Source organism: Rhizobium sp. WSM4643 (genome assembly GCF_025152745.1).
GTDB classification, from domain to species: Bacteria; Pseudomonadota; Alphaproteobacteria; order Rhizobiales; family Rhizobiaceae; genus Rhizobium; species Rhizobium leguminosarum_I.
On record NZ_CP104040.1, the window covers coordinates 3,997,501 to 4,023,423 of the forward strand.

A 25,923-nucleotide genomic window follows, 5' to 3' on the forward strand; every position below is an offset into this window, starting at 1 on the left:
TCGCTGCAGGGCGAGGCGCTGGCGAAATTCGAAGACGAGCGCAAACGCATCGATACGCTGCTGAACAACCAGACTCCGGACCAGGTGGCGAGCAAGTAGCGTCTCGACCACCAACGAAAATGGCGGCCGAAGCCGCCATTTCTCGTTCATCCGGCAAACCGGCTTACGCCGCTTCGCTCACCGTCTGTCTCGTCCTGAACTGCAGCCGGTCCGAACCGCTCGTCACCGTGACAGTCGATCCGTCCGGCACCTGGCCGGACAGGATCTGCTCGGCCAGCGGATCCTGCACGAACTTCTGGATCACCCGCTTCAGCGGTCTTGCGCCGTAGACCGGATCGTAACCCTTGTTCGCCAGCCAGTGGCGGGCTTCCTCGTCGAGATCGATGACGATCTTGCGCTCGGACAGCAGAGCCACCAGCCGCTTCAGCTGGATATCGACGATCGCGCCCATCTCCTCGCGCTTCAGGCGATGGAAGAGGATGATCTCGTCGATGCGGTTCAGGAATTCCGGCCGGAAATGCCCGCGCACGACCTCCATCACCTGCTCGCGAACCGTGTCGCTGTCGTCGCCGTCCCTTAGCTGCGTCAGATATTCGGCGCCGAGGTTCGAGGTCATGATGATCATCGTGTTGCGGAAATCGACCGTCCGGCCCTGACCGTCCGTCAGACGCCCGTCGTCCAGCACCTGCAGCAGGATGTTGAAGACGTCGGGATGCGCCTTTTCGATCTCGTCGAACAGCACGACCTGATAGGGCCTGCGGCGCACGGCTTCCGTCAGCGCTCCGCCTTCATCATAACCGACATAGCCGGGAGGCGCACCGATCAGCCGGGCAACGGAGTGCTTCTCCATATATTCCGACATGTCCATGCGCACCATCGCCGTTTCGTCGTCGAAGAGGAAGCGGGCGAGCGCCTTGGTGAGCTCCGTCTTGCCGACGCCGGTCGGGCCGAGGAAGATGAACGAGCCGATCGGCCGGTTCGGATCCTGCAGGCCGGCGCGGGCGCGGCGGACGGCGCGCGACACGGCCTGAACCGCATCGCCCTGGCCGATCACCGATTTCGCCAGCTCGTCTTCCATCCGAAGCAGCTTGTCGCGTTCGCCCTCCAGCATTCTGTCGACCGGAATGCCGGTCCAGCGGGAAACGACATGGGCGATATTGTCGGGGATGACGACCTCTTGGACCATCGCGCCGCGTTCGCCATCCTGCTTCTCGGCATCGACGAGCTGCTTTTCGAGATCCGGAATCACGCCGTAGGTTAGCTCGCCGGCACGCTGGAATTCGCCTTTGCGCTGGGCGATCGCCAGTTCGTTGCGGGCATCGTCGAGCTGCTTCTTGAGATCGGCGGCAAGGCCGAGCTTCTGCTTTTCCGCCTGCCAGCGAGCCGTTAGCGCATCGGCCTGTTCCTCGAGATCGGTCACTTCAGTTTCCAGCCGCTTCAGACGGTCGGCGGACGCGACGTCCGTTTCCTTTTTCAGCGCTTCGCGCTCGATCTTCAGCTGCATGATCCGGCGGTCGAGTTCGTCGAGTTCTTCCGGCTTTGAATCCACCTGCATGCGCAATCGCGCAGCCGCCTCGTCCATCAGGTCGATGGCCTTGTCGGGCAGGAAACGGTCGGTGATATAGCGATTGGAAAGTGTCGCCGCGGCCACCAACGCGGCATCGGCGATGCGCACCTTGTGATGCTGCTCGTATTTTTCCTTCAGGCCGCGCAGGATCGAGATCGTGTCTTCGACCGTCGGTTCATCAACGACGACGGGCTGGAATCGGCGGGCCAGGGCCGGATCCTTCTCGACATGTTTGCGATACTCGTCGAGCGTGGTGGCGCCGACGCAATGCAGCTCACCGCGGGCAAGGGCGGGCTTCAGCAGGTTGGAAGCGTCCATAGCCCCATCCGCCTTGCCAGCGCCGACCAGCGTGTGCATCTCGTCGATGAAAAGGATGATTTCGCCACTTTCCGCCTGGACTTCATTGAGCACGGCCTTCAGCCGCTCCTCGAACTCGCCGCGATATTTCGCACCGGCAATCAGCGCGCCCATGTCGAGCGCCATCAGCTTCTTGTCCTTGAGCGATTCCGGCACGTCACCGTTGACGATGCGCAGCGCCAGGCCCTCGACGATTGCCGTCTTGCCGACGCCGGGTTCGCCGATCAGCACAGGATTGTTCTTCGTGCGGCGCGAAAGCACCTGGATGGTGCGGCGGATTTCGTCGTCGCGGCCGATCACCGGGTCAAGCTTGCCCTCACGGGCTTCGGCGGTGAGATCGCGTGCGAATTTCTTCAGCGAGTCGAAACCCTGCTCGGCATTGGAGGAATCCGCCGTCCGCCCCTTGCGGATGTCGTTAATGACCTGGTTAAGACCCTGGGCCGTCACGCCGGCATTCTTCAGCGTCGAAAAGGTCGAGGCAGAGGATTCGATCGCCAGCGCCTGCAGCAGGCGCTCGACGGTAACGAAGCTGTCGCCGGCCTTCTTCGCCGCTTCTTCGGCGGTCGAAAGCACCTTGGCGAGCGGCTGTGCCAGATAGATGTTGCCGTTGCCGCCGGAGATCGTCGGTAACTTGGCGAGAGCCGCGTCATTGGCCAGGCGGGCAGCCTTGGCATCGCCGCCGGCGCGCTCGATCAGCGACGCGGCCATGCCCTGATCGTCATCGAGCAGAACTTTCAGCACATGTTCGGGTGTAAATTGCTGATGCCCCTGCGCCAGCGCATAGGTCTGGGCGGACTGGATGAAACCGCGCACCCGCTCCGAATATTTCTCGATATTCATATTCTACCTCCATGGATCGCCCTGCCCTGACGAGGCGCAGACCGATGATTGAGATCGACCCCCTGAAAAGGCAGGTCGCGCTTTGCCCAGCTGGGATTCGGGCGAAGCAGTTCGAAGAGAATATGGTAGCCTGTTCTGCGAGTTTAAAGAGCCCGCAAAATGAAAATCCCCGGTACAAGACCGGGGATTTTCAAGGCAATTCGAGCAGATGGCATGAATTTCACGCTTTCCCTTGAAGGGGAAGCGAAATCCTCATTCCGATGCGACGTCAGCCAGCACTGGCGCCTCGGCAGAGGCACCCTCGCCTTCAGCGGCTGCTTCTTCGCCCTCAGCGCCGCGACGCGGGCGACGGGGACGGCTGCCGGTGCTGCGGCGGCGGGGCTGGCGTTCACGCGGCTGGCCGCCGGCACCTTCCTCGTCCATGGCGACCTCGGCCGGAATGCCTTCGATCTCCGGCTGCGGGCCGGTTCCATCGATGACCTCGGACTGGGGTGCCGGTGCAGGCGCCTGAGCGGCCACCGGCTTCGGCTGTGCCTGCGGCTGGTGCTGTCTGCTCTGCTGCGGCTGGTGCGGCCTGCTCTGCGGCGGCTGGACGATAACGACATCGTCGCCGTCATTGTCATTCTCATTGTTGTCCATATCGTCGCCGTCGCGGTCCGCACCGTCTCGATCATTGTACTCGCCGCGGTCGTCGCGTTGGAACCGTTCCTGCATCTGCGCCTGGGCGCTGGCAATGATACGATTATAATGTTCGGCGTGCTGCAGATAATTCTCGGCAATCACGCGGTCGCCGGAGCTTTGGGCGTCGCGGGCGAGCTGTGCGTATTTTTCGGCGATATGCTGCGCAGTACCGCGAATCTTCACATCGGGGCCGGAGCTGTCATAGGTCCGGGTCAGCGGATTGCCGCCCTTGCGGTTGAAATTGTTGTTATTGTTATTTCCACCGCCGCCGCCACCGCCGCCGTTGTTATTGTTGCCACGCCCTCGACCGCGCTTGTTCTGCTGTCCTGGCCTCATAGATCGTTCACCTGAATTCTCTGTTTGTGATGGATACATGGCACCAACCGCCATGACCGGAAAACCGGGTCAGGACCTTTGTGCCGCGAGCATACTGCGCCTTTGCGCCGACCTGCCGCTTGGTTCTCAAGTCAGTTTGACTGATTCACGCATTGGGTCGTGTTCAACCGTTGAAACTCTCGTTTAAAAGAGCGGACCCCCGAGGCAAACCAAGTACCGAACGAATCTCGTTCATTCCTATCTGCCCAACACGTGACCGCAACCTATATTGCTTCACCGGGAAATCCAAGCCTTTTCTTCGCAATAACAATAATGTCCTGTTCAATGCCGCATTATCGTCTCTCACACGAGCGCGAACACGAGCACCCTGTCGTTCTGACCATAATCTTTCACGGATTTGAGGCACCTGAAGCCTTTCGCTTCAAAGATCGCCGTCACGTCGTTTCGCTGATCGTAGCCGATCTCCAGTCCGACGACCCCATCGGGCCTGATGAACCTTGCCGCATCCTTGGCTATGGCTTTGTAAGCGTCAAGCCCATCCGGGCCGCCATCCAGAGCCGCAGCCGGATCAAATTTGGTCACTTCGGGCGCGAGATCGAGAATGACATTGGAAGCAATATAGGGCGGATTTGAGACAATCGCGTGAAAGGATCCCTGGATGTCCTCGAACCAATTCGACTGTACGGCCTGAAAACGATCCTGCAACCCGTTTCTTTCTGCATTCGATCTTGCCGTCAAAAGTGCATCCGCCGATATGTCGCTGCCGACACCTGACGCATCAGGACATTCGCTCAAAAGCGCAAGGCATATCGCCCCGGTCCCAGTTCCCATGTCAAGGATATGGAGACGGCTTTGCGCCTTTGCAAGGTCTTTGAGATAGACGAGAACCGTATCGACCAGGATTTCCGTATCCGGCCGCGGCTCCAGCGTTTCCGCCGAGAGCCGGAGTGGCAGGCCATAGAATTCCCGCTCGCCGAGGATACGATGCACCGGCTCATGACCAAGCCGCCGCTCCAGCGCCTTGAAAATCAATTCGGCCTGCTCAGCAGAAAGCCTCTCGGCCGATCGCGTCAACAGCTCGGTCGGCGACAGTTTCAGAAGGCCCGCGACAAGCAGCCGCGCATCGGTCGCCGGGTCGACAATACCTGCTTCGGTGAAGCGGCGGCGCGCATCGGCAAGGATATCGGCGACCGTCGAGCTCATTGTTGCTCGCCGAGCTGCGCCAGCTGGCTGGCCTGGTAATCGGCCATCAGTGCGTCGACGACCTCCTCGATCTCGCCTTCCATCATCCGGTCGAGCTTATAGAGCGTCAGGTTGATGCGATGGTCCGTCACCCGCCCCTGCGGGAAATTATAGGTGCGGATGCGTTCCGAGCGGTCGCCGGAGCCGACCTGGCTCTTGCGATCGGCAGAGCGCTCGCTGTCGGCCCTTTGCCGCTCGGCATCGTAGAGCCTGGAGCGCAGCACCTGCATCGCCTTGGCGCGGTTTTGGTGTTGCGATTTTTCCGAGCTGGTGACGACGATGCCGCTCGGCAGGTGGGTGATGCGCACTGCCGAGTCCGTCGTATTGACGTGCTGGCCGCCCGCACCCGAAGAGCGCATCGTGTCGATGCGGATATCCTCAGGCCGGATCTCGACGTCGATCTCTTCGGCCTCCGGCAGCACAGCAACTGTTGCCGCCGACGTATGGATGCGCCCGCCAGCCTCGGTTTCCGGCACACGCTGCACGCGGTGCACGCCGGATTCGAATTTCAGCTTGGCGAAGACGCCCCTGCCGGTGATCGTCGCAATAATTTCCTTATAGCCGCCGGCTTCGCCCTCGCTCGCCGAGAGCACCTCCACCTTCCAGCCCTTTTCCGCGGCAAAGCGCTCGTACATGCGAAACAGATCGCCGGCGAAAAGGGCCGCTTCCGAGCCGCCCGTACCGGCGCGGATTTCGAGGATCGCGCTCTTTTCGTCGGCTGAGTCCTTCGGCAGAAGCAGGATCTGCATCTCCTGTTCCAGCGCCTCGATCTGCTCTTTCACCTCGGGCAGCTCCAGCTCGGCAAGGTCGCGCATCTCGCGGTCGACCGACCTGTCCTCGATCAGCGTTTCGAGATCGGCAAGCTCGGCGATCGCCTTCTCATAGACGCGGATCTTCGTCACGACAGGCTGCAGCTCGGAATATTCGGATGCGAGCTTCACATAGACATCGGCAGCCGGGCCAGCCGACATGCGCGCCTCGATCTCGCCGAAACGGCGTTCCAGCTCGCGCATCTTTTCAACGGGAAGCTTCGCCACCCTTCACTCCGATTCTTCTTAATCTCTGTCTAAAGGGGAATATTGTGGCTCTCGGCGAAGCGGGCAAGCACCTCGCGCATCGGCATCAAGGCGTGGTGATCGTCCAGCACCTCGTCCATCGCCTTCGTCAGCGCCCCGACATCGAGCCCGAGCAGCATCGCCTTCACCGGTCCGATCGAGGCCGGCGACATCGAGATCGAGCGGAAACCAATGCCGAGCAGCGCCATCGCCGAGATCGGTTTGCTGGCGAGTTCGCCGCAGAGCGTCACCGGTGTCTTGTTCCGGTCCGCCCCGCGCACGATATCGCGCAGGATGCGTAAGAACGGCTTGCCGAGCGGATCGAAGCGGTCCGAGACCCGCGCATTGCCGCGATCGACCGCCATCGAGAACTGGAAGAGATCGTTCGAACCGACCGAGACGAAATCGACCGCCTCCATCAGCTCGTCGAGCTGCCAAAGCAGGGCAGGCACTTCCAGCATCGCGCCGAATTGCAGCTTGCGCGGCAGCCCGTGGCCGAAACGCGACAGATGCTGCACTTCCTTCTGCAACAGCTCGCGCACCATCCTCAGCTCGGAAACCTCGGTCACCATCGGCACCATCAGCTTCAGCTCGGTGTCGGCCGATGCCTTCAGCAGGGCGCGCAACTGGGTGCGCAACAGCCCCGGCCGGTCGAGCGACAACCGGATGGCGCGCCAGCCGAGGGCGGGATTTTCTTCCTCATGGCCACGGAAATACGGCACGACCTTGTCGCCGCCGATATCGAGCGTACGGAAGGTGACGGTTCGGCCCGCCGCCTGCTTTATCACATTGCGGTAGAACTGCTCCTGCTCCTCCGCCTTCGGCATGGTGGAGGCGATCATGAACTGCAGCTCGGTGCGGAACAGGCCGATGCCCTCGGCGCCCGATTCCGAAAGCTGCGGCAGGTCGACCAGCAGGCCGGCATTCATCATCAGCGCGATCCGCTGCCCATCCTTGGTCACCGGCTCGACGGCGCGCAACGCCCGGAACTGCTCCTGCCGCCTGGCCCGGAAGCGAACCTTTTCCTCGTAGGAACGCCGGTGATCGGCCATCGGCCGCAGATGCACATGTCCCTCGTCGGCGTCGATGATCACGGCATCGCCGTTCTCGGCGAGCGCCACCACGCCCGCTGCCTGACCGATGACCGGAATACCCATAGCGCGCGCGACGATCACCACGTGGCTCGTCACCGCCCCTTCTTCCAGCACCAGCCCACGGACATTGGAACGCGGATAATCGAGCAGTTCGGCTGCTCCCATGGCGCGCGCCAAGATGATCGCATCGCTGGGGAAACCTTCGGCGGTCGTCCGGCCGGTATAACCGGTCAACTGTCTGAGCAGACGGTTCGCCAGATCCTCGAAATCATGCATGCGTTCGCGCAGATAAGGGTCGGTCAATCGCATCATCCGCGCCTTGGTGTCGCTCTGCACCTTCTCGACCGCCGCTTCCGCCGTCAGGCCGTTGCGGATCGCCTCCTCGAGCTTGCGCACCCAGCCCTGGTCATGCGCAAACATGCGATAGGTTTCGAGCACTTCGCGATGCTCGCCTTCCATCGACACGTCGCGACGCGACAGCATGTCGTCGATCGAAATCCGCAGCGATCCCATGGCTTCGGCCAGCCGCCGGATTTCCTTCTCGGTATCCTCGTTCAGCAGATTGGTGACGACGATGCGCGGCTCGTGCAGCACGACGTAACCGAGGCCGATGCCGTCATTATACGTATCGCCGTCGACGGTGACCGAACGCGTCAGGTCGAGTTCGAGGCCTGGCTTGGTAATCTTCTTGAGCTCGCCGGTGGCGATCATCTCTGCAAGCACCATCGCCGTCGTCTCGAGCGCTTCCAGCTCTTCCTCGCGATAGTTGCGGCTTGCCTTGTTCTGTACGACGAGAACACCGAGCGAGCGCCCGGTCCTGAGGATCGGCACGCCGAGGAAGGAATGGTAGATTTCTTCGCCCGTTTCCGGCAGGTAGCGGAAGGCAGGGTGCGACTGCGCGTCGGAAAGGTTCAACGGCTGGGCCGAGGCCGCGATGGTGCCGACCAGGCCTTGCCCCATCTTCAATTGCGCCAAGTGTACGGCCTCCCGGTTGAGGCCTTCGGTCGCATAGAGTTCGAGTACGCCGTCGGCGCGCAGCACATAGACGGAGCAAACCTCCGCCACCATGTTGCCGGCGATCTGGCGAACGATCCGGTCAAGACGCTCCTGCGGCTCCAGCGGCTCCGCCATCAACTCGCGCAGCCGCCTGAGCAGCACGCGCGGACCGCCGGAAAGGTCTCTCATGGCGTCTCAAGCTCCCGAAACAACGCACTTAGTTCCCGGCGGGCCGGCCTCATCTCCTCAACCTGAAGGGGCAGGCCGCCCGCTGGGAATCAATTCTTATCCAGACCGTAGCAGGAATGCAAAGTCCTGACAGCGAGTTCTGCATAGGGACCGTCGATCAGGATGGAAATCTTGATCTCGGAGGTGGTGATCGCCTTGATGTTGATGCCTTTTTCGGCAAGTGCACGAAATGCGGTAGCGGCAACGCCCGCATGGCTGCGCATGCCGATACCGATGACCGATACTTTCACCAGCCCCGATTCGTTCTGCACGACATCGTAGCCGATCTTCTCCTTATGGTCGCCGAGCACCTTGATCGCCTTCTCGACGTCGCCTGACGGTACGGTGAAGGTCATGTCGGTCTTCGACCCGTCCTCGGAAATATTTTGGACGATCATGTCGACATTGATATGGGATTCGGCGAGCGGCCCGAAGATCGCTGCGGAAACGCCCGGCCGGTCGGCAAGACGGCGAAGCGAGATCTGAGCCTCATCCTTGGCATAGGCGATGCCGGTGACTACTTCCTGTTCCACGATTTCATCCTCGTCACAAATCAGCGTTCCGGGCGGGTTCAACAGATCGCCCATGCCCGGAGCATCGGGATCTTCGAATGATGAGCGCACGAAGGTGCGCACCTTGTGTACCATGGCAAGCTCGACCGAGCGCACCTGTAGTACCTTGGCGCCGAGCGAGGCCATTTCCAGCATTTCCTCGAAGGCGATCTTTTTCAGCCTGCGCGCCTTCGGCACGATGCGCGGGTCGGTCGTGTAGACGCCGTCGACATCGGTATAGATATCGCAGCGATCCGCCTTGACAGCTGCCGCGATTGCGACCGCCGAAGTGTCCGATCCGCCGCGCCCGAGCGTCGCGATACGATTGTCGGGTCCCAGCCCCTGGAAGCCGGAGATCACGGCGACCTGCCCCTCGCCCATGCGTTTGACGATGTCAGAGCCGTCAATCTCCATGATCCGTGCCGCGCCATGCGCGTTGTCGGTGCGGATCGGGATCTGCCATCCCTGCCAGGAACGCGCATTGATATCCATTGCCTGCAATGCGATCGCCAGCAGACCGGAGGTTACCTGCTCGCCCGATGCCACCACCGCATCATATTCCCGCGCATCGTAAAACGGAGAATTGGCGCCGATCACCTTCGGCGTGCCCTGGACCCAGCCGACCAGTTCATTGGTTTTGCCGGACATGGCCGAGACGACCACCGCCACCTCGTGCCCGGCATCGACTTCGCGTTTTACGTGGCGGGCAACGTTCTTGATGCGGTCCAGGTCAGCGACGGACGTGCCGCCGAATTTCATTACGATGCGTGCCATATGCCTCTACCACGACTGGCGCCGGAAAGCGGAAAACCGGACCCGGCATCACGAAAGCTCTGGGGCAGACCACTTGGGCCAGAGAGCCGGATTCCCAACTTCCGGAACCGCTCTAAAAGCCCAGGCCCCAAAGACCCCAAGTTGCGGCGTCTCTTAGCGAGTTTGGCGGGGGGAGGCAAGCACGCGCGATAAAAGCTATTGGCGAGCGGTTCCGCGCTCACCAATCCCCTGATCTGCGCCCCTTGACTTATGCCCCCGATCATCCGACTTCACATGTCACAGATGAAGGAGTGGACGATGACGGACGGCGCCAAAAGCACGATCGACCAGGGCGAAGTGGACCGCTTCTCGGCGATGGCGACGGAATGGTGGAGCCCGACCGGCAAGTTCAAACCACTGCACAAATTCAATCCCGTCCGGCTCGCCTATATAAGAGACAAGGCCTGCGAGAATTTCGGCCATGATCCGAAAAGCGCGCGCCCGCTCGAGGGTTTGCGCGTGCTGGATATCGGCTGCGGTGGCGGCCTGTTGTCCGAACCTGTCGCCCGCATGGGCGCCTCCGTCGTCGGCGCCGATCCGTCCGAGAAGAATATCGGCATCGCCTCCACCCATGCCGCAGCCTCCGGCGTTTCGGTCGACTATCGCGCCGTCACCGCCGAGGAGCTTGCGGATGCTGGCGAGACCTTCGATATCGTCTTGAATATGGAAGTTGTCGAACACGTCGCCGATGTCGAATTCTTCATGACCACCTGCGCGAAAATGGTCCGCCCCGGCGGCCTGATCTTCGTTGCCACCATCAACCGCACGATGAAGGCGGCAGCGCTTGCCATCTTCGCCGCCGAGAACATTCTGCGCTGGCTGCCGCGCGGCACGCATCAGTACGAAAAGCTGGTGCGCCCGGAAGAACTGGAAAAGCCGCTGGTGGCAAGCGGCCTTGAGATCACCGACCGGACCGGCGTCTTCTTCAATCCGCTGTCGAACCAGTGGACCCTGTCTAAGGATATGGACGTGAATTATATGCTGCTGGCAAAGCGGCCGGCATAGCTGCCGCCCAACAATAAGCCGGCTAAATTTTCAGCGCGATACGCAGGCCGAAATCGTGGACAGCAGGCGGCGTGAACTTCATGTCAGTTCACGTCTTCCGGCAAGACGGGAATGGCTGCGATCTCGATGCCCTCTTCCAAGAGCGCCTGCGCCTCGTCGACCGTCGCCTGGCCGATGATGCCGCGGGCATCCGCCTCACCATAGTGGATCTTGCGGGCTTCCTCGGGAAATTGCGTGCCGACGTCCTCGGAATTGGCCTTGACCGCTGCGACGGCCTCCTTGAGTTTTTGCAGGGCGTCGCGGCGCATGGCATCCATTGCCAGCGTCTGGATCTCGTCCTTCTTCCGCGCCGTCGACACCGACGGCGCCATCAACAGCTTGGAAATGGCGGCGGAATGACAGACCGGGCAGGTCAGGAAACCGGATTCGACCTGACGATCGAAATCGGCGCTTTCCGAAAACCAGCCTTCGAATTCATGGGCATTGTCGCAGGTGAGGGAATAGCGGATCAAGCGGCGACGCCTCCGGCGACTGCTGCCCCCACAATCTTCTCGACCGAGAATTCCCGGCCATTCCTCAGGTTCGGGATCTTGTCATGCGCGGCCTTGACCGCGCCGGGATCGATCTCGGCGACGATGACCGCCTCGCCGGCGGCGCCGGCGGACGCCATTACCGTGCCCCAGGGATCGATGATCATCGAATGGCCGAAAGTCTCGCGCCCGTCCTCGTGCCGGCCGGCCTGCGCAGCGGCGATGACGAAGACCCCGTTCTCGATCGCGCGTGCCCTGAGCAGGATCTCCCAATGCGCCTCGCCGGTCTGCTTGGTGAAGGCGGCGGGAACCGTCATCACTTCAGCGCCGGCCATGGCCTGGGCGCGGAAGAGTGCAGGGAAACGCACGTCGTAGCAGATCGCGAAGCCCATTTCCGCAAAGGGCAGCGACAGGACGCGGGCCTCCGTGCCGGCTGTATAAGCAGCACTTTCACGCCAGCTCTCGCCATTGTCGAGGTCGACGTCGAACATATGGATCTTGTCGTAGCGATTGAGAATCCTGCCGTCGGGACCGAACAGGAAACCGCGATTGGCGATCTTGCCGTCGGCAAGGGCGATCGCCGTCGAACCGACATGCATGTGGATGCCGAGTTCTCTAGCGAGATTTGAGCCTGTCTTGACGATGATGTCATGCGCCTCGTCGGCAAGCACGGCGCGTGCCGCCGTACGGTCGCGCTGCAGCATGCCGGTCATTTCAGGCGTCTGTACATAGGTCGCGCCCTGGCCAGCGGCCTCGCGCACCAGCCGCGCCATGGCCGCAGCATTCTTCACCGGATCGACCCCGGAGCACATCTGGACGGCGGCAGCCTTGAAGCTCATCGGCTCTTCCTCAGACTGCCAGCATCGGATCGAGCCTGCCGGCCCGATCGAGTGCAAAGAGATCGTCGCAACCGCCGACATGGTCGATGCCGATGAATATCTGCGGAAAGGTCGTACGCCCGTTCGACTTGCCGATCATCTCCTGGCGAAGATCCGGCGAAAAGGTCGCGTCGTGCTCGACATATTTGACGCCCTTTTCTTCGAGAAGGGACTTGGCGCGGCTGCAATAGCCGCAAAACTGCCGTGTATAGATGGTGACGGGTACCATAATCTCTCCAGACCGACGCCGGGTATTTCTGTCATATAGGCTCGGAGAGAGCCCTTGCAAAGGTCAAAACCGTGATCTCAGCCGCACCCGCCTTGCGCAGTGTCCGGCTTGCCGCAGCGACCGTCGCCCCTGTTGTATAGACGTCGTCGACAAGGACGATGCGTTTGCCGAAAATGTCGTTTTCGCAACCCTTGGCGATCGCAAAAGCACCCCTGACATTGTCCTCGCGCGCCTTGGCGCCAAGGCCGACCTGCTGGCTGGTGCGCTTGACGCGAATAAGCGTGGCGGCAAGCAGCGGCTTGCCCGAGAGCTTTGCCATGTGGCGGGCAAGCTCTGCTGCCTGGTTGAACTTGCGCGCCAGCATACGGGTGCGATGCAGCGGCACTGGGATCAGCGCATCGCAGCTTTCGACCGTCCCATCGGAGGCCCGCAGCATCCAGGCGGCCATCATCGGCGCCAGATCGGTGCGATCTCGATATTTCAGCCCATGGACGAGATCACGGACCGCATGATCGTGGGTCGCAGCCGACCGTAGCCGGTCGAAGGGCGGCGGGTTGGCGATCGCCTCGGCGCTGAGGATCCCGGCGCCGAGATCGTGCGAGAAGGGAATGCCGAGCACCTCGCAATAAGGCCGTTCGATGAAGCGGATACCAGACCAACATTTCGCACAGAGCCCGCGATGGCCGCCGGTCGAAATACCGCAGACGGAACAGGCGGGCGGATAAAAGAAATCGGCAAGCGCCGAAAACGGCTGCAAGAGATGCGTCCGCAAGAATTCTGCCGGTCTTTTCAATTCGATTGGCCCCATGCCGCAGAGACTAGCGCGTTCTCCACGAAAGGAAAATCGTCTTGCCGCACAGACGGCGCGGGACTAAGGACATCGCCATGGAAACGATCTTCGACAGAGCCCTGATCGCCGCACATCGCCATCGTGCGCTTGTAAACAACGACCCGAAAGCCGCCTTCCTGCTCGACATTGCCGGTGAGGAAATGGCCGAGAGGCTTACGGTGGTCGAGCGAACTTTCGAGACCGCGGTCGAACTGCATGGCGCAACCGGTGCTGCCGCCCGTGCCGCGCTAGCGACGGGCAAAATCGGCACGATGATCCGCATCGAAAGCGAGAAGGCCTATGCCGGACCGGGCGAAACCTTGATCGAGGCGCCGCTGGAGGATGTGCCGCTCGAACCGCAATCGGCCAATCTTATCCTTGCGCCGCTCAGCCTGCATCTGACCAACGATACGCCGGGTGTCTTCATCCAGATCCGCCGCGCCCTGAAGCCGGACGGCCTGTTCATGGCCGCGATCCCCGGCGCCAGCACGCTGCAGGAACTGCGCGACGTGCTGCTGGCCGCCGAGGTCGAGATGACAGGCGGTGCAAGCCCGCGTGTCATTCCCTTCGCCGATGTGCGCGACGTCGGCAGCCTCATGCAGCGCGCCGGCTTCACGTTGCCGGTGATCGATGCTGAGAACTATACGGTGCGATATGATTCGCTCTTTCCGCTGATGCGGGATCTGAGAGCGATGGGCATGAGCAATCCACTTGCAGCCCGCGCCCGGATGCCCCTGACGCGCGCCTTCTTCCTGCGCGCAGCGGAGATCTACGCCGAACGTTATTCCGATCCCGATGGACGTATCCGCGCCACCTTCTCGATCATCTATGTCTCGGGATGGTCTGCCCACGAGAGCCAGCAAAAGCCGCTCAGGCCAGGTTCGGCCAAGGCGCGCCTTGCCGATGCACTGAAGGTAGACGAGCACAAGCTCAAGCAGTAGCGACCGGCAGCGTCTTCAATTCGCGGGCAGATTGTTGCCGATCACGTTGAAGACGCCTTGCAAGGCGCCGGTGAAGGCTCCGAGACCGGAGATGAGCGCGCCACAAATGAGGGCGGCGATCAAGCCATACTCGATTGCCGTCGCACCTCTGTTATCCGCAAGAAATGCTTTCAAAATACGCATTATTACGCGACCCTCTGAGCGAAACCGACTGCAAACGACCAATTCCACGATTATCGGGGACGGCCGGCATTCTTCAGCAACCGCCGACGCCATAGCCCTGGACGACGCAGACCGACCCGGGCGTCTCCTGAAGAACGCTGCGGCGGATGGTGTAACGCTTGCCGCTTTCACTCTTCGGGATTGATCCCGTCGTGATCGTATCGAAATCCGCCGGCGCGCTGGCAAAAACGCTTTTCTTCGAGGAATCCGCAAGCATCGGCGTCAGAATGAGCGTCAGCGCGACCACCGCCGTGCCGAACAGAAGGGCGATATTCAGCGCACCCGTCCTGCGCGAGGCAGACGAAGCCCGTTCCTTTTCCCGGACAGCTTTCCAGAAATCATCGTCCATGACGTCAAGCCTTTTAATACACGCACGCCAGATGCTTGATTGAGGCCGATCTTTGGCAGAAGGTGCTAAACGATCCATTAATATCCACAGCCGAAAACGGTGTGGCACAATAATAATCAGATAACGCTAAAGTAAATCCTGCAACATCGGGATGAGCGGCTCGTCGGCCGGCGGCATCGGGTAATCGCGCAGCGCCTGCGGACGCACCCATTTCAGCGCCTGGCCCTCCCGGCCCTGGGGAATGCCCTCATAGCGCCGGCAGATATAAAGCGGCATCAAAAGATGGAAGGTCTCGTAAGAATGGCTGGCAAAGGTAAGCGGCGCAAGGCAGGCGATCTTGGTGATGATGCCGAGCTCTTCCTCGAGCTCGCGCACGAGCGTTTCCTCCGGCGTCTCGCCGGGCTCGACCTTGCCGCCGGGAAACTCCCAGAGCCCGGCAAGCGACTTTCCCTCGGGACGCTGTGCCAACAGGATACGCCCATCGGCATCGATCAGCGCACAGGCGGCGACCAGCAATATCTTCTGGCCTGCCTCGCTCATCGCGGCTCCCTTTGCCAATAGCAATAATGATAGGCGTCGCGAAAACCGAGGCGCTCATAGAGTGCGATTGCCGGGCGGTTGGACAGCTTCACCTGCAGCCAAGCCGAACGGGCGCTGCGCATGCGCGCCCAGCGCAGCGCCGAGGTCAGGATTTCGGTGCCAAGCCCCTCGCGCCGCCGCGTCTCGGAGACCGAAAGCGACATGATGCCGGCAAGGTCATTGTCCTGGACGCAGAGCACGGTCGCAAGCGGGCCGTCCGTCGCATTCTCGATCATGAACAGGCCGGATGGCGGCTTGATCGCCGAAATGATCTCGGCAAGCGCCGGCTTCAGCCTCAGTGGCGCCTGGTCGACGGCAAGATTGGCGTCGACGAACCGGCCGACGTCATGGGTCGGCAGGTGATCGAGCGTATCCGGCAGCTCCGCCTCGGCAAGGTCGCAGGTCATCACCACCGTCTCATCGAAGCGCGTCCAGTTCTGCGTGCGCAGAAGTTCGATCAGCATCGGCGAGGCAAGCGGCGTCTGGCGGACCACGGCAGCGCGTCCATAGGCCTCGAACTTCCGGCGCGCTTTTTCGAGGCGGATTTCGACGTCGCGATGATCCGAAGGATCGAGCGGCACGATCGAATTCAGCCGGTTGGACGGGTGACCGGCCGTCAGCCGCACCTGCCAGCTGCCGTCATATTGCACGGATGCCGCCGGCCAGGCGCGGAAGCCGACGGCCTCCAGCCTGCGCACCAGCGGCAGATTGTGTAGGGAAATGGATGCCTGCGCCAATGAACGATCAGCTCCGATAGTCGCCATTGATCGCAACATATTCCTTGGTGAGGTCGCAGGTCCAGACCGTTGCCGTGCCGGCGCCGAGCCCGATATCGACTTTGACGGGGATATCCTGCGCCTTCATGACGTTCGAGGCCGCCTCCTCGGAATAATCGGGATCACGCTCGCCATTGACGGCAACCCTGATGTCGCCGAACCAGATGGCGAGCCGGTCGCGATCGGCCATCTCGCCGGATTTGCCGACGGCCATGACGATACGGCCCCAATTGGCGTCTTCGCCGGCGGCGGCTGTCTTGACCAGCGGCGAATTGGCGATCGACAGCCCGATGCGCTTGGCGGCGGCATCGCTCTCTGCACCCGTCACGGTGATTTCGAGCATCTTGGTGGCGCCCTCGCCGTCCCGCACCACCTGCAGCGACAGATCCTTCAGCACTTCGTTGAGTGCGGCCCGGAAGGCGGCAAGGCGCGGGTCGTCGGCGCGTTCGATGCGGACCTGGCCGTCCTCGGCTGCGGCACCCGTTGCAAACAGCATCAGTGTGTCGGAGGTGGAGGTGTCGCTGTCGACGGTCATGGAATTGAAGGTCGGGCCGACGCCATCAGACAGCAGCGCCTGCAGCGCGGCAGGCGCGATGTCGGCATCGGTGACGACGAAGGAGAGCATCGTCGCCATATCAGGCGCGATCATGCCGGCACCCTTGGCGATACCGTTGATCGTCACGGCCACGCCGCCGATCTCGGCGCTGCGGGTCGAAACCTTCGGATAGGTGTCGGTCGTCATGATCGCCTTGGCGGCCTCGAACCAGAAATCGCCGGTCGCTTCGACCTGCATCCGTTCCAGAACGCCTGAAAATTTAGTGGCATCGAGCGGCTCGCCGATGACGCCGGTCGAGGCCAGATAGACCTCGTTTTCGGCGCAGCCGACGGCAGCGGCAGCCGACTTCGCCGTCAGCGCGGTCGCCTGGCGGCCCTTCAGGCCGGTGAAAGCATTGGCATTGCCTGAGTTGACGACGACGGCGCGGGCGCTGCCGTGGGGGAGGTTGGCCCGGCAGAAATCGACCGGCGCCGACGGGCACTTGGAGCGGGTAAAAACGCCCGCGACGGTCGCCGGCCTGTCGAAGACCATCATCAGCACGTCGGTACGGTTCTTGTACTTGATGCCGGCGGAAGCCGTCGCCATGCGCACGCCGCGCAGCGGTGGCATCGAGACGAAGGATTTCGGAGCGAGCGGAGAGACGGAACCGGACATGATGAGACCTGCCAATGAGCATTTCCAGGCGAAATGGAAACCGGTTCGCCGTCCGGAAATGCGACAACCACGATAGTGAAGGGCCCGGAAGAACCGGGCCCTAGGCGATTATTATTACTGCTGCGGCGCCGGCGCGACGGGCTCGCTGCCCGGCTCCGGCTGCTTGTTGGCTTGGTCGTAACCCTTGCGCAGCGTCTCGTCCGTGATCTCGATCTTGGAGGAGGCCTTCGCCTGGTTCAGAAGCGCAAGATACTTGTCGCGCATGACGAGCTGACGAACCTGATCCTGCACCTGATCGAAGGGCGGCGGCGGGGCATCGCGCTTATCTTCGACCTTGATGACGTGAAAGCCGAAATCGGTCTTAACAGGCGTCTTTGAATAGGTGCCTTTCTCAAGCACGAAGGCTGCGTCTTCGAATTCCTTGACCATGCGGCCGCGCGAGAAATAACCGAGGTCGCCGCCTTCCGACTTGTTCGGATCGGTGGACTTTTCCTTGGCGAGTTCGGCGAAATCCTTGCCGGCGTCGAGCTGCTTGATGATGTCCTTGGCTTCGTCCTCGGTCTTGACGAGGATATGACGGGCGTGGACTTCCTCCTGCTTCGGCAGGGCGGCGACTTCCTTGTCGTAACGGGCCTTGACTTCGTCAGGCGTTACGATGTCGACGACATGCTTCTTGAAATAGGCATTGTGAAGCTCGCGATCGGTGAGATACTGCATGCGCTTCTTGAATTCGTCGGTCTGATCGAGCTTCTCGGCCGCAGCGTCGGCGGCGAGCAGCTTCACGTCGATGGCGGCGGAAAGGGCTGCGACCTTCTTCTGGTCATCGGGAAGCTGTGCCAACTGCGGGTCGAGATTGGCGACGGCGAGGTCGAGTTCCGACTGGTGGATCTCCAGGGCGCCGACCGTGGCGATGACGGCGTCATCGGCATAGGCCGGGGCCTGGAGCGCAACGAAAGTTGCAAACGCCAGAACGGCAAGTTTGTTGGTGCTCAACATGAAATACCCTTCACAGTTACATTGCCGGTTTCAGCATCCCCTGAATCCGGCCCAAAATAGCCATCAACACCGGATTGTGGCCTTTCTGTATCCGCCAAATCCGTTGACATCATTCGACCCCCCTCTTATCTGTCACGCAACCTCGCGTCCAGAACAGTTTCCGGGCGTTTTAAGGCGCGCGCCTGATTTTCGGCTGGGCCGCGAACAAGAAACGCCGGGGATGAATATTGAGAAAGGGCCAGTCATATGGTCAGCTTTGGCGGTATAGCCCGCAAGTTATTTGGGTCTTCCAACGACCGCCGCGTGCGGTCCTTCCAGCCGAACGTCATTGCCATCAACTCTATCGAAGAGAAGACGAAGGCCCTGACGGACGAGCAGCTCGCGGCAAAGACCGTGGAGTTTCGCGCCCTGCTCGCCGAGGGCAAGACGCTCGACGACATTCTGATCCCGGCCTTTGCCGTCGTGCGCGAAGCCTCGCGCCGCGTCCTCGGCCTGCGACCTTTTGACGTACAGCTAGTCGGCGGCATGATCCTGCATTCGAATGCGATCGCCGAGATGAAGACCGGCGAAGGCAAGACCCTCGTCGCCACCCTGCCGGTCTATCTGAACGCGCTTTCCGGCAAGGGCGTGCACGTCGTCACCGTCAACGATTACCTCGCCCAGCGCGATGCCGCCAACATGGGCCGCGTCTACGGCTTCCTCGGCATGACCACCGGCGTCATCGTCCACGGCCTTTCCGACGAGGAACGTCACGCGGCCTATGCCTGCGACATCACTTACGCCACCAACAACGAACTCGGCTTCGATTATCTGCGCGATAACATGAAGTACGAGAAGAACCAGATGGTCCAGCGCGGCCACAACTTCGCGATCGTCGACGAAGTGGACTCGATCCTGGTCGACGAGGCGCGCACCCCGCTGATCATCTCCGGTCCGCTCGACGACCGCTCCGAACTCTATAACACGATCGACGCCTTCATTCCGATGCTGGCTCCCAGCGATTACGAGATCGACGAAAAGCAGCGCTCCGCCAACTTCTCCGAAGAGGGCACCGAGAAGCTGGAAAACCTGCTCCGCCAGGCCGGCCTCTTGAAGGGCAACGCGCTCTACGACATTGAGAACGTTGCCATCGTCCACCACATCAACAATGCGCTGAAAGCTCACAAGCTCTTCCAGCGCGACAAGGACTATATCGTCCGCAACGACGAAGTGGTCATCATCGACGAGTTCACCGGCCGTATGATGCCGGGCCGCCGCTATTCGGAAGGCCAGCACCAGGCGCTCGAAGCCAAGGAAAAGGTGCAGATCCAGCCGGAAAACCAGACGCTGGCCTCGATCACCTTCCAGAATTACTTCCGCATGTACGACAAGCTCGCCGGCATGACCGGTACGGCGCAGACGGAAGCGGAAGAATTCGCCAACATCTACAATCTCGATGTCATCGAGGTCCCGACCAACCTGCCGATCAAGCGCCTCGACGAGGACGACGAGGTCTACCGGACCTTCGACGAGAAGTTCAAGGCGATCATCGAAGAGATCCTCGACGCCCACAAGCGCGGTCAGCCGGTGCTGGTCGGCACCACCTCGATCGAGAAATCGGAACTGCTTGCCGAGCGCCTGCGCAAGCAGGGCTTCGACGACTTCAAGGTGCTGAACGCCCGCTACCACGAGCAGGAAGCCTATATCGTCGCCCAGGCCGGCGTGCCGGGTGCCATCACCATCGCCACCAACATGGCCGGCCGCGGCACCGACATCCAGCTCGGCGGCAACCTCGACATGCGCATCGAGCGCGAACTCGGCGAAGTCGAAGCCGGTCCGGAGCGTGACGCCCGGATCCAGGCGATCATCGAGGAGATCAAACAGCTTAAGCAGAAGGCGCTCGAAGCCGGCGGTCTCTACGTCATCGCTACCGAACGCCATGAAAGCCGCCGCATCGACAACCAGCTCCGCGGCCGCTCCGGCCGTCAGGGCGACCCCGGCCGCTCGAAGTTCTACCTCTCGCTTCAGGACGACCTGATGCGCATCTTCGGTTCCGACCGCATGGACAGCATGCTGACCAAGCTCGGCCTCAAGGAGGGCGAGGCGATCGTCCATCCCTGGATCAACAAGGCCCTGGAGCGCGCCCAGAAGAAGGTCGAAGCTCGCAACTTCGATATCCGCAAGAACCTGTTGAAGTATGACGACGTTCTCAACGATCAGCGCAAGGTGATCTTCGAGCAGCGCCTCGAACTGATGGAATCGACCAACATATCCGAGACCGTTTCCGACATGCGCCGCGAGGTGATAGAGGACATGGTCGACAAGCATATCCCCGAGCGCGCCTATGCCGAACAATGGGATGCTGTCGGCCTGAAGACCGGCGCTTTGAACATCCTCAATCTCGACCTGCCGGTCGAGGACTGGGTGAAGGAAGAAGGAATCGGCGAGGACGATATCCGCGAGCGCCTGACCGAAGCCGCCAATGCGGCCTTCACGGAAAAGGCCGAGCGTTTCGGCGACGACATCATGCATTATGTCGAACGCTCGATCGTCATGCAGACGCTTGATCATCTTTGGCGCGAGCACATCGTCAACCTGGACCATCTGCGCTCCGTCATCGGCTTCCGCGGCTATGCCCAGCGCGATCCGCTACAGGAATACAAGTCGGAGGCCTTCGAGCTCTTCACCGCGCTGCTCAACAATCTGCGCGAGGCCGTCACTGCCCAGTTGATGCGCGTCGAACTGGTGCAGCAGGCGCCTGCCGAGCCTGAACCGCCGCTGATGCAGGCCCATCATCTGGATCCGACGACCGGCGAGGACGATTTCGCCCCGGCGATCTACCAGGCGTCGGAAGTCATCGTTTCGCCTGAAAACCGCAACCCGGATGATCCCGCCACCTGGGGCAAGGTCGGCCGCAACGAGACCTGCCCCTGCGGCTCCGGCAAGAAATACAAGCACTGCCACGGCGCCTTCGAGCAGGTCTGAGGCAAGTCCGCAAAGATCCGCGAAATGCCGCCTTCGGGCGACATTTTCTTTTCTGTGGCAACGCCGAAAATCCGAATTTCAGCGTTGGACGGCAGCCTGATCCGGAACCGTTTCTTAACCCTGTCCTGTCAAGACTTCAGGGGCGATTTGCCTGACCTCAGAGTTTTGCGTGTTCATCATGGCGGTCATAGAAACAGCGGAGAAGATGCTGCCCGCGGGCCTGCGCCCAATCGGCGGCCGTACGCTGCGCATGCTTGCCGCCGTGCTCACCGAACGCGGGGAGAAGGCGGCCGCCCAGCGCATGGCGCTGACGGCGTTTTCGATCCGTATCCTCAGCGCAGCACTCGCCTTCGTCTCCCAGATCGTGCTTGCCCGGCTGATGGGCGAGTATGAATACGGCATCTTCGTTTTCGTCTGGGTGCTGGTCGTCGTCTTCGGCGATCTCTCATGCCTCGGTTTCCACACCGCGATCGTCCGCTTCTTGCCGCAATACAGGGCTGCCGGCGCCTTCGAGGAAATCCGCGGCCTGACCGGCACGGCGCGGATCTTCGCGCTGCTGTCCGGCACGGCGGTGCTCGCCGCCGGCATGCTCGGGCTGCATTTCTTCGGCGATATGATCCAGGTCTATTATCTCGTCCCGATCTTCATCGGCCTGCTCGCCATGCCGATGATCGCGCTCGGCGACATTCTGGAAGGCACATCACGGGCGAACCATTGGCCGGTGATGGCGCTGAGCCCGGTCTACATCGTCCGCCCGATCCTCATCATCCTCTTCATGCTGATCGCGATTACCATCGGCGCCGAGCACACGGCCGTCACCGCAATGCAGGCAGCACTGGTCGCCACCTTCGTCACCGCTCTCGGCCAGTATGTCGCAACGCTCTACCGCCTTCGCCGGCATTATGACGAAGGCCCGCGCAAGGTCGATTTCCTCGCCTGGTTCAGCGTCGCCTTCCCGATTTTCCTGATCGAGGGCGTGAGCTTCCTGCTCACCAATTCCGATGTCGTCGTCGTCGGCATCTTCCTCGAGCCGCACGACGTTGCCATCTATTTCGCCGCCGCCAAGACGATGGCGCTGGTGCATTTCATCAATTTCTCGGTCAAGGCGGCCTCCGGCCCGCGCTTTTCCTCGATCATCGCCGAAGGCGACCACGCCCAGCTGGCAACCGCTGCCATCGACGCCGCCCGCTGGACCTTCTGGCCGGCACTCGGGGTCGGCCTTGTCGTGCTTGCGGCCGGCCATCTGCTGCTGTCGCTCTTTGGCGGCGCCTTTACATCAGGCTATCTGGTGATGGCGATCCTGCTCGCCGGCATCCTTGCCAAATCGCTGGTCGGCCCGGCCGAAACGCTGCTGATGATGGCAGGCAAGCAGAACCTCTGCGTCGCACTCTATGCCGGCGCATTGACGGCCAATGTCAGCCTCAACCTCGCATTGATCCCACACTACGGCATCGAGGGCACGGCGATCGCCACCGCCTCCGCCATGGCTGTCGAGGCGATCCTGCTGCATATGGCCGTGCGCCGCACGCTCGGCATCGTCCTTTTCGCCTTCGCCAGCCCCTCCACCGCAACGCCTGAAATGAGAGTTCGATAGATGGTGCGTGTTCCCCCCGTTACCGAAAGCACCGACAGCGCCGCAAACCGCATGGTGCATGATCTCGCCGCGCTGAATTTCGAAGCGCGGCGCGCCGAGGCTCGCGCCGAGATCGGCCGGCCGGGGCGCGAGCTCTGCCTTTATCCCGGCAAGCTGGGTTATGAGCTTCAGGATGAGCTCGATTTCCTCTCCAACCGGGCGATGGAGCCGAACGTCTTTTTCTCCGGCCGCTTCCTCGCCCCCGCCATGCCGCGGCTCGAAGACCGGCAGGTGAACTTTGCCCTGATCCGCGATCACAATGCCGACCGCAGCCGCATGCGGTTTCTCTTGCCGTTTTCGGTCGACAAGCCGGGCTTCGCCGTCGGCCCGTCGATCATCCGCGGCTGGTCGAACAGCTTCGGTCCACTCGGCACGCCGCTCGTCGATGGCGAGGATGCCGCCGAGACGCTCGACAATCTCTTCGAAGGGCTGACCGCCCGCGATCTCAATCTGCCCGGCATATTGGTTCTGCCGGATCTCAGGCTGAACGGTATCTTCGTGCGGATGCTCAAGGCCGTGGCGCTCAGCCGCAATCTTCCCGTCACCGTCACCAATCCCTACCTGCGCCCGATGCTGCAGAGCGAGGAAGAGGCGCCGGCCTATCTCAGCAAAACCATCTCCTCCTCGCATATGCGCGAGATGCGCCGGCAGTGGCGCCTGCTGGAGGAACAGGGAACAACAGTCTATGCCGTCGCCCGCCAGCCGCGCGAAATTCATGTCCGCTTCGAGGAATTCCTGGCAATGGAAGCCGGGGGCTGGAAGGGCAAGCGGCGAAGCGCTCTCGTCACCGATCGTTATCATACGGCCTTCGCCCGCGAGGCGGTGTCGAACCTTGCCGCCGTCGATGCCGTGCGTATTCACACGATCGATCTCAATGGCAAGGCGATCGCCGCCATCGTCGTGCTGATGATGGGCGGCGAGGCCTATACCTGGAAGACCGCCTACGATGAAAACTATGCCCGCTATTCGCCGGGCAAGCTGTTGATGAGCGAACTCACCGAATGGCATCTCGACGATGCCAATATCGTGCGCTCCGATTCCTGCGCCGTCTCGGATCATCCGATCATGAGCCGCTTCTGGCAGGAGCGCGAGGAGATGGGAACGCTGGTGATCGGCCTGATGCAGAACGGCGACCGCGACATGCGCCAGGTCTCAGCCCAACTCCACATGTACCGCAGCACCCGCAACATGGCGAAGATGCTGCGCGAAAAGATCATGTCGCTTGCCGGGCGAGGCTAACTTTCAGCCGCCGCCCTCTCCCGCAGCAGCCGGCGGATCACCTTGCCGGTGGTCGTCAGCGGCAAGGCATCGATGAATTCCACCTCACGGGGATATTCGTGCATCGAAAGCCGCGTCTTCACCCACTCCCTTATGTCGGCGGCCAGCGCCTCGCTTGGATGATGGCCCGGTGAAAGCACGATATAGGCCTTGACGATCTCGGTGCGCACGGCATCGGGCTTGCCGACGGCGGCGGCAAGCTGCACGGCGGGATGGCCGATCAGGCAGTCTTCGATCTCGGCCGGGCCGATGCGATATCCCGACGAGGTGATGACGTCGTCGTCGCGGCCTTCGAAGGTGACGTAGCCCCCAGCGTCCTGCCGGCCGATATCGCCGGTGAGCAGCCAGCCCTTGGCGAATTTTCGTTCGGTCGCCGCCGCATCGTCCCAATAGCCGAGGAACATCACAGGATCGGGACTGGCGATGGCGATCTGGCCCGGTTCGCCGACAGGCAACTCGTCGCCCGTCTCGCTGACGATCGCGACGCGATGCCCGGGCACCGCCCGCCCGATGGCACCGGCCTTCGTGACGCCGTAAGCAGCGCTGGAAGCAAGCACGAAATTGCACTCCGTCTGGCCGTAGAATTCGTTGACGGTGATGCCGAGCGTATGCCGCGCCCATTCATAGGTCTCGCGGCCGAGCGCCTCCCCGGCCGAACCGATGGTGCGCAGCACCAGATCATATTTCGAGCGCGGATCGGACACGGATCTCATCAGCCTCAGCGCCGTCGGCGGAATGAAGGCGTTGCGCACATCCATCTCCGCCATGATGCGATAGGCCATATGGGCATCGAACTTCTGCGCCGGCGACGAAACGACGGGAATGCCGAGCAGGAGGCTCGGCAGCAGCGCATTGAGCAGACCGCCGGCCCAGGCCCAGTCGGACGGCGTCCAGACCTTGTCACCGACTTTCGGAAAGCCTTCATGGGCAAACTGCATACCGGGAATATGGCCGGGCAGAACGCGATGACCATGCAACGCGCCCTTGGGCGGCCCCGTCGTGCCGGAGGTAAAGATCATCAGCGCCGGATCGTCCGGACCGGTCTTGGCGATGTCGAAGACAGGGGGATGGCCATCCGCCAGTTCGGCGAAAGCAGTCGCATCGGCACTCGCCCCGTCGATGCTGACGATATGCTTCAACGCCGGCAGGCGTCCGCGGATCTGCCGGATGCGTTCGAGACCGAAGCCGTTGGTGACGACGGCCGCGGCACCTGCCGCCTTCAACCGGTATTCCAGCGCCTCGACGCCGAAGAGCAGCGCCAGTGGCAGCGCGATCGCGCCGGTCTTATAGATCGCCACATGCGCGATCACCGTTTCGAAGGATTGCGGCAATAGCAGCGCGACGCGATCGCCGCGTTTGATATCAAGTGAAACGAGCGCATTTGCAAAAGCCGAGGAACGGTCGGCGAGCGCGCGATAGGTCATTGCGCGATGATCGCCGTCAAGGCTGAAATGCTCAAGGCAGACACGCTCCGGATCTCTTGCGGCCCAGTCGTCGCTGACGGCGCGCCCGATATTGAAATCCTCCGGAATCCGCCAGGAGAAATTGTGATAGAGATCGTCGTAACGATCATGGGACGGCAGTTTCATAGTCGGATTCCGGTGAAATGCTGCAGCAGCTAACACCTTGCTGCGCGGATGCGCAAGCCGAAGCCGGAAGCAGCAAGGATGAACTCAGCTTCAAGGCCGATCACATATCCTTGCGCGCATGGCAGCGCAGATTATTTGGCCCCGCTCCCTGAGAC

Annotated in this window: 23 protein-coding genes (1 of these 23 only partly in view); 6 read left to right on the plus strand and 17 right to left on the minus strand. The window is 61.8% G+C overall.

All coding sequences use genetic code 11. The features are described 5' to 3' along the window. Nucleotides 1-99, plus strand: the final stretch of a protein-coding gene (locus tag N1937_RS19750) for a M23 family metallopeptidase (protein WP_017966399.1). The gene continues 1,842 nt to the left of window position 1, outside the view; 99 of the gene's 1,941 nt are visible here — the last part of the coding sequence; its start codon lies off the left edge, out of view; the stop codon is at nt 97-99. Nucleotides 100-163: 64 nt separating this feature from the next. Here N1937_RS19750 and clpB read toward each other — a convergent pair whose 3' ends face one another. The 6 genes from clpB to N1937_RS19780 all read right to left on the minus strand — a co-directional run bounded on the left by clpB (nt 164) and on the right by N1937_RS19780 (nt 9,721). Continuing rightward, on the minus strand, nt 164-2,764 hold the full coding sequence (gene clpB, locus N1937_RS19755) for an ATP-dependent chaperone ClpB (RefSeq protein WP_170281899.1): 2,601 nt from the start codon (nt 2,762-2,764) through the stop codon (nt 164-166). Nucleotides 2,765-3,016: 252 nt separating this feature from the next. Beyond that, entirely contained in the window at nt 3,017-3,781 is a 765-nt protein-coding gene (locus N1937_RS19760) for a DUF4167 domain-containing protein (protein ID WP_260056809.1), read from the minus strand. Between the two features lie 342 nt (nt 3,782-4,123). Beyond that, nucleotides 4,124-4,984 carry a peptide chain release factor N(5)-glutamine methyltransferase gene (gene prmC / locus N1937_RS19765; RefSeq protein ID WP_260056810.1) on the minus strand — a complete coding sequence of 287 codons (861 nt, stop codon included), beginning with the start codon at nt 4,982-4,984 and terminating at the stop codon, nt 4,124-4,126. After that, entirely contained in the window at nt 4,981-6,060 is a 1,080-nt protein-coding gene (prfA, locus tag N1937_RS19770) for a peptide chain release factor 1 (protein WP_170281902.1), read from the minus strand. Before prfA ends, prmC begins: the two co-directional genes overlap by 4 nt. Before the next feature lie 29 nt (nt 6,061-6,089). Beyond that, entirely contained in the window at nt 6,090-8,357 is a 2,268-nt protein-coding gene (gene ptsP, locus N1937_RS19775) for a phosphoenolpyruvate--protein phosphotransferase (protein ID WP_260056811.1), read from the minus strand. 89 nt (nt 8,358-8,446) lie between these two features. Continuing rightward, entirely contained in the window at nt 8,447-9,721 is a 1,275-nt protein-coding gene (locus N1937_RS19780) for an aspartate kinase (protein ID WP_011653679.1), read from the minus strand. Between the two features lie 297 nt (nt 9,722-10,018). Between N1937_RS19780 and ubiG the strand changes: the two genes are divergently transcribed. Beyond that, nucleotides 10,019-10,765, plus strand: a complete 747-nt coding sequence (gene ubiG, locus N1937_RS19785; RefSeq protein ID WP_260056812.1) for a bifunctional 2-polyprenyl-6-hydroxyphenol methylase/3-demethylubiquinol 3-O-methyltransferase UbiG — start codon at nt 10,019-10,021, stop codon at nt 10,763-10,765. 83 nt (nt 10,766-10,848) lie between these two features. Here ubiG and N1937_RS19790 read toward each other — a convergent pair whose 3' ends face one another. The 4 genes from N1937_RS19790 to N1937_RS19805 are packed head-to-tail and all read right to left on the minus strand — an operon-like array spanning nt 10,849 to nt 13,210. Then, on the minus strand, nt 10,849-11,277 hold the full coding sequence (locus tag N1937_RS19790) for a DUF1178 family protein (protein WP_170281904.1): 429 nt from the start codon (nt 11,275-11,277) through the stop codon (nt 10,849-10,851). Further along, nucleotides 11,274-12,134, minus strand: coding sequence for a carbon-nitrogen hydrolase family protein (locus N1937_RS19795; protein ID WP_260056813.1), 861 nt, complete (start codon nt 12,132-12,134; stop codon nt 11,274-11,276). Before N1937_RS19795 ends, N1937_RS19790 begins: the two co-directional genes overlap by 4 nt. 10 nt (nt 12,135-12,144) lie before the next feature. Next, entirely contained in the window at nt 12,145-12,402 is a 258-nt protein-coding gene (grxC, locus tag N1937_RS19800) for a glutaredoxin 3 (protein ID WP_170278768.1), read from the minus strand. A gap of 31 nt (nt 12,403-12,433) precedes the next feature. Further along, nucleotides 12,434-13,210 carry a ComF family protein gene (locus N1937_RS19805; RefSeq protein ID WP_260056814.1) on the minus strand — a complete coding sequence of 259 codons (777 nt, stop codon included), beginning with the start codon at nt 13,208-13,210 and terminating at the stop codon, nt 12,434-12,436. A gap of 77 nt (nt 13,211-13,287) precedes the next feature. Between N1937_RS19805 and N1937_RS19810 the strand changes: the two genes are divergently transcribed. After that, nucleotides 13,288-14,172, plus strand: a complete 885-nt coding sequence (locus N1937_RS19810) for a class I SAM-dependent methyltransferase (RefSeq protein ID WP_260056815.1) — start codon at nt 13,288-13,290, stop codon at nt 14,170-14,172. Nucleotides 14,173-14,187: 15 nt separating this feature from the next. On the opposite strand, the gene N1937_RS19815 is transcribed toward N1937_RS19810, so the two are convergent. From N1937_RS19815 to N1937_RS19840, 6 genes are all read right to left on the minus strand, one after another. Beyond that, the gene (locus tag N1937_RS19815) at nt 14,188-14,355 is read right to left on the minus strand and encodes a Flp family type IVb pilin (RefSeq protein WP_017966387.1); all 168 of its coding nucleotides are present in this window, start codon (nt 14,353-14,355) and stop codon (nt 14,188-14,190) included. Between the two features lie 73 nt (nt 14,356-14,428). Further along, nucleotides 14,429-14,743, minus strand: a complete 315-nt coding sequence (locus N1937_RS19820; protein WP_017966386.1) for a hypothetical protein — start codon at nt 14,741-14,743, stop codon at nt 14,429-14,431. A 126-nt stretch (nt 14,744-14,869) separates the two neighbouring features. Next, nucleotides 14,870-15,283, minus strand: coding sequence for an 8-oxo-dGTP diphosphatase MutT (gene mutT / locus N1937_RS19825; RefSeq protein ID WP_260056816.1), 414 nt, complete (start codon nt 15,281-15,283; stop codon nt 14,870-14,872). After that, entirely contained in the window at nt 15,280-16,086 is an 807-nt protein-coding gene (locus N1937_RS19830) for a GNAT family N-acetyltransferase (RefSeq protein ID WP_260056817.1), read from the minus strand. Before N1937_RS19830 ends, mutT begins: the two co-directional genes overlap by 4 nt. Continuing rightward, a complete protein-coding gene (argJ, locus tag N1937_RS19835) occupies nt 16,067-17,308 on the minus strand; it encodes a bifunctional glutamate N-acetyltransferase/amino-acid acetyltransferase ArgJ (RefSeq protein WP_260058983.1) in 1,242 nt (413 codons plus the stop codon). Before argJ ends, N1937_RS19830 begins: the two co-directional genes overlap by 20 nt. Before the next feature lie 114 nt (nt 17,309-17,422). Then, nucleotides 17,423-18,304 carry a peptidylprolyl isomerase gene (locus N1937_RS19840; RefSeq protein WP_170263040.1) on the minus strand — a complete coding sequence of 294 codons (882 nt, stop codon included), beginning with the start codon at nt 18,302-18,304 and terminating at the stop codon, nt 17,423-17,425. 246 nt (nt 18,305-18,550) lie between these two features. Between N1937_RS19840 and secA the strand changes: the two genes are divergently transcribed. From secA to N1937_RS19855, 3 genes are all read left to right on the plus strand, one after another. After that, nucleotides 18,551-21,268 carry a preprotein translocase subunit SecA gene (gene secA / locus N1937_RS19845; RefSeq protein WP_162116770.1) on the plus strand — a complete coding sequence of 906 codons (2,718 nt, stop codon included), beginning with the start codon at nt 18,551-18,553 and terminating at the stop codon, nt 21,266-21,268. A gap of 178 nt (nt 21,269-21,446) precedes the next feature. After that, nucleotides 21,447-22,862 (plus strand): lipopolysaccharide biosynthesis protein, encoded by a 1,416-nt coding sequence (locus tag N1937_RS19850; RefSeq protein WP_222386990.1) that lies wholly within the window; start codon nt 21,447-21,449, stop codon nt 22,860-22,862. Continuing rightward, entirely contained in the window at nt 22,863-24,140 is a 1,278-nt protein-coding gene (locus N1937_RS19855; protein WP_222386991.1) for a GNAT family N-acetyltransferase, read from the plus strand. It abuts the gene before it with no gap. Here the strand turns inward: N1937_RS19855 and N1937_RS19860 are convergent. Beyond that, nucleotides 24,137-25,768, minus strand: a complete 1,632-nt coding sequence (locus N1937_RS19860) for an AMP-binding protein (RefSeq protein ID WP_260056818.1) — start codon at nt 25,766-25,768, stop codon at nt 24,137-24,139. The two genes, N1937_RS19855 and N1937_RS19860, sit on opposite strands and share 4 nt — an antisense overlap. Nucleotides 25,769-25,923 lie beyond the last annotated feature (155 nt).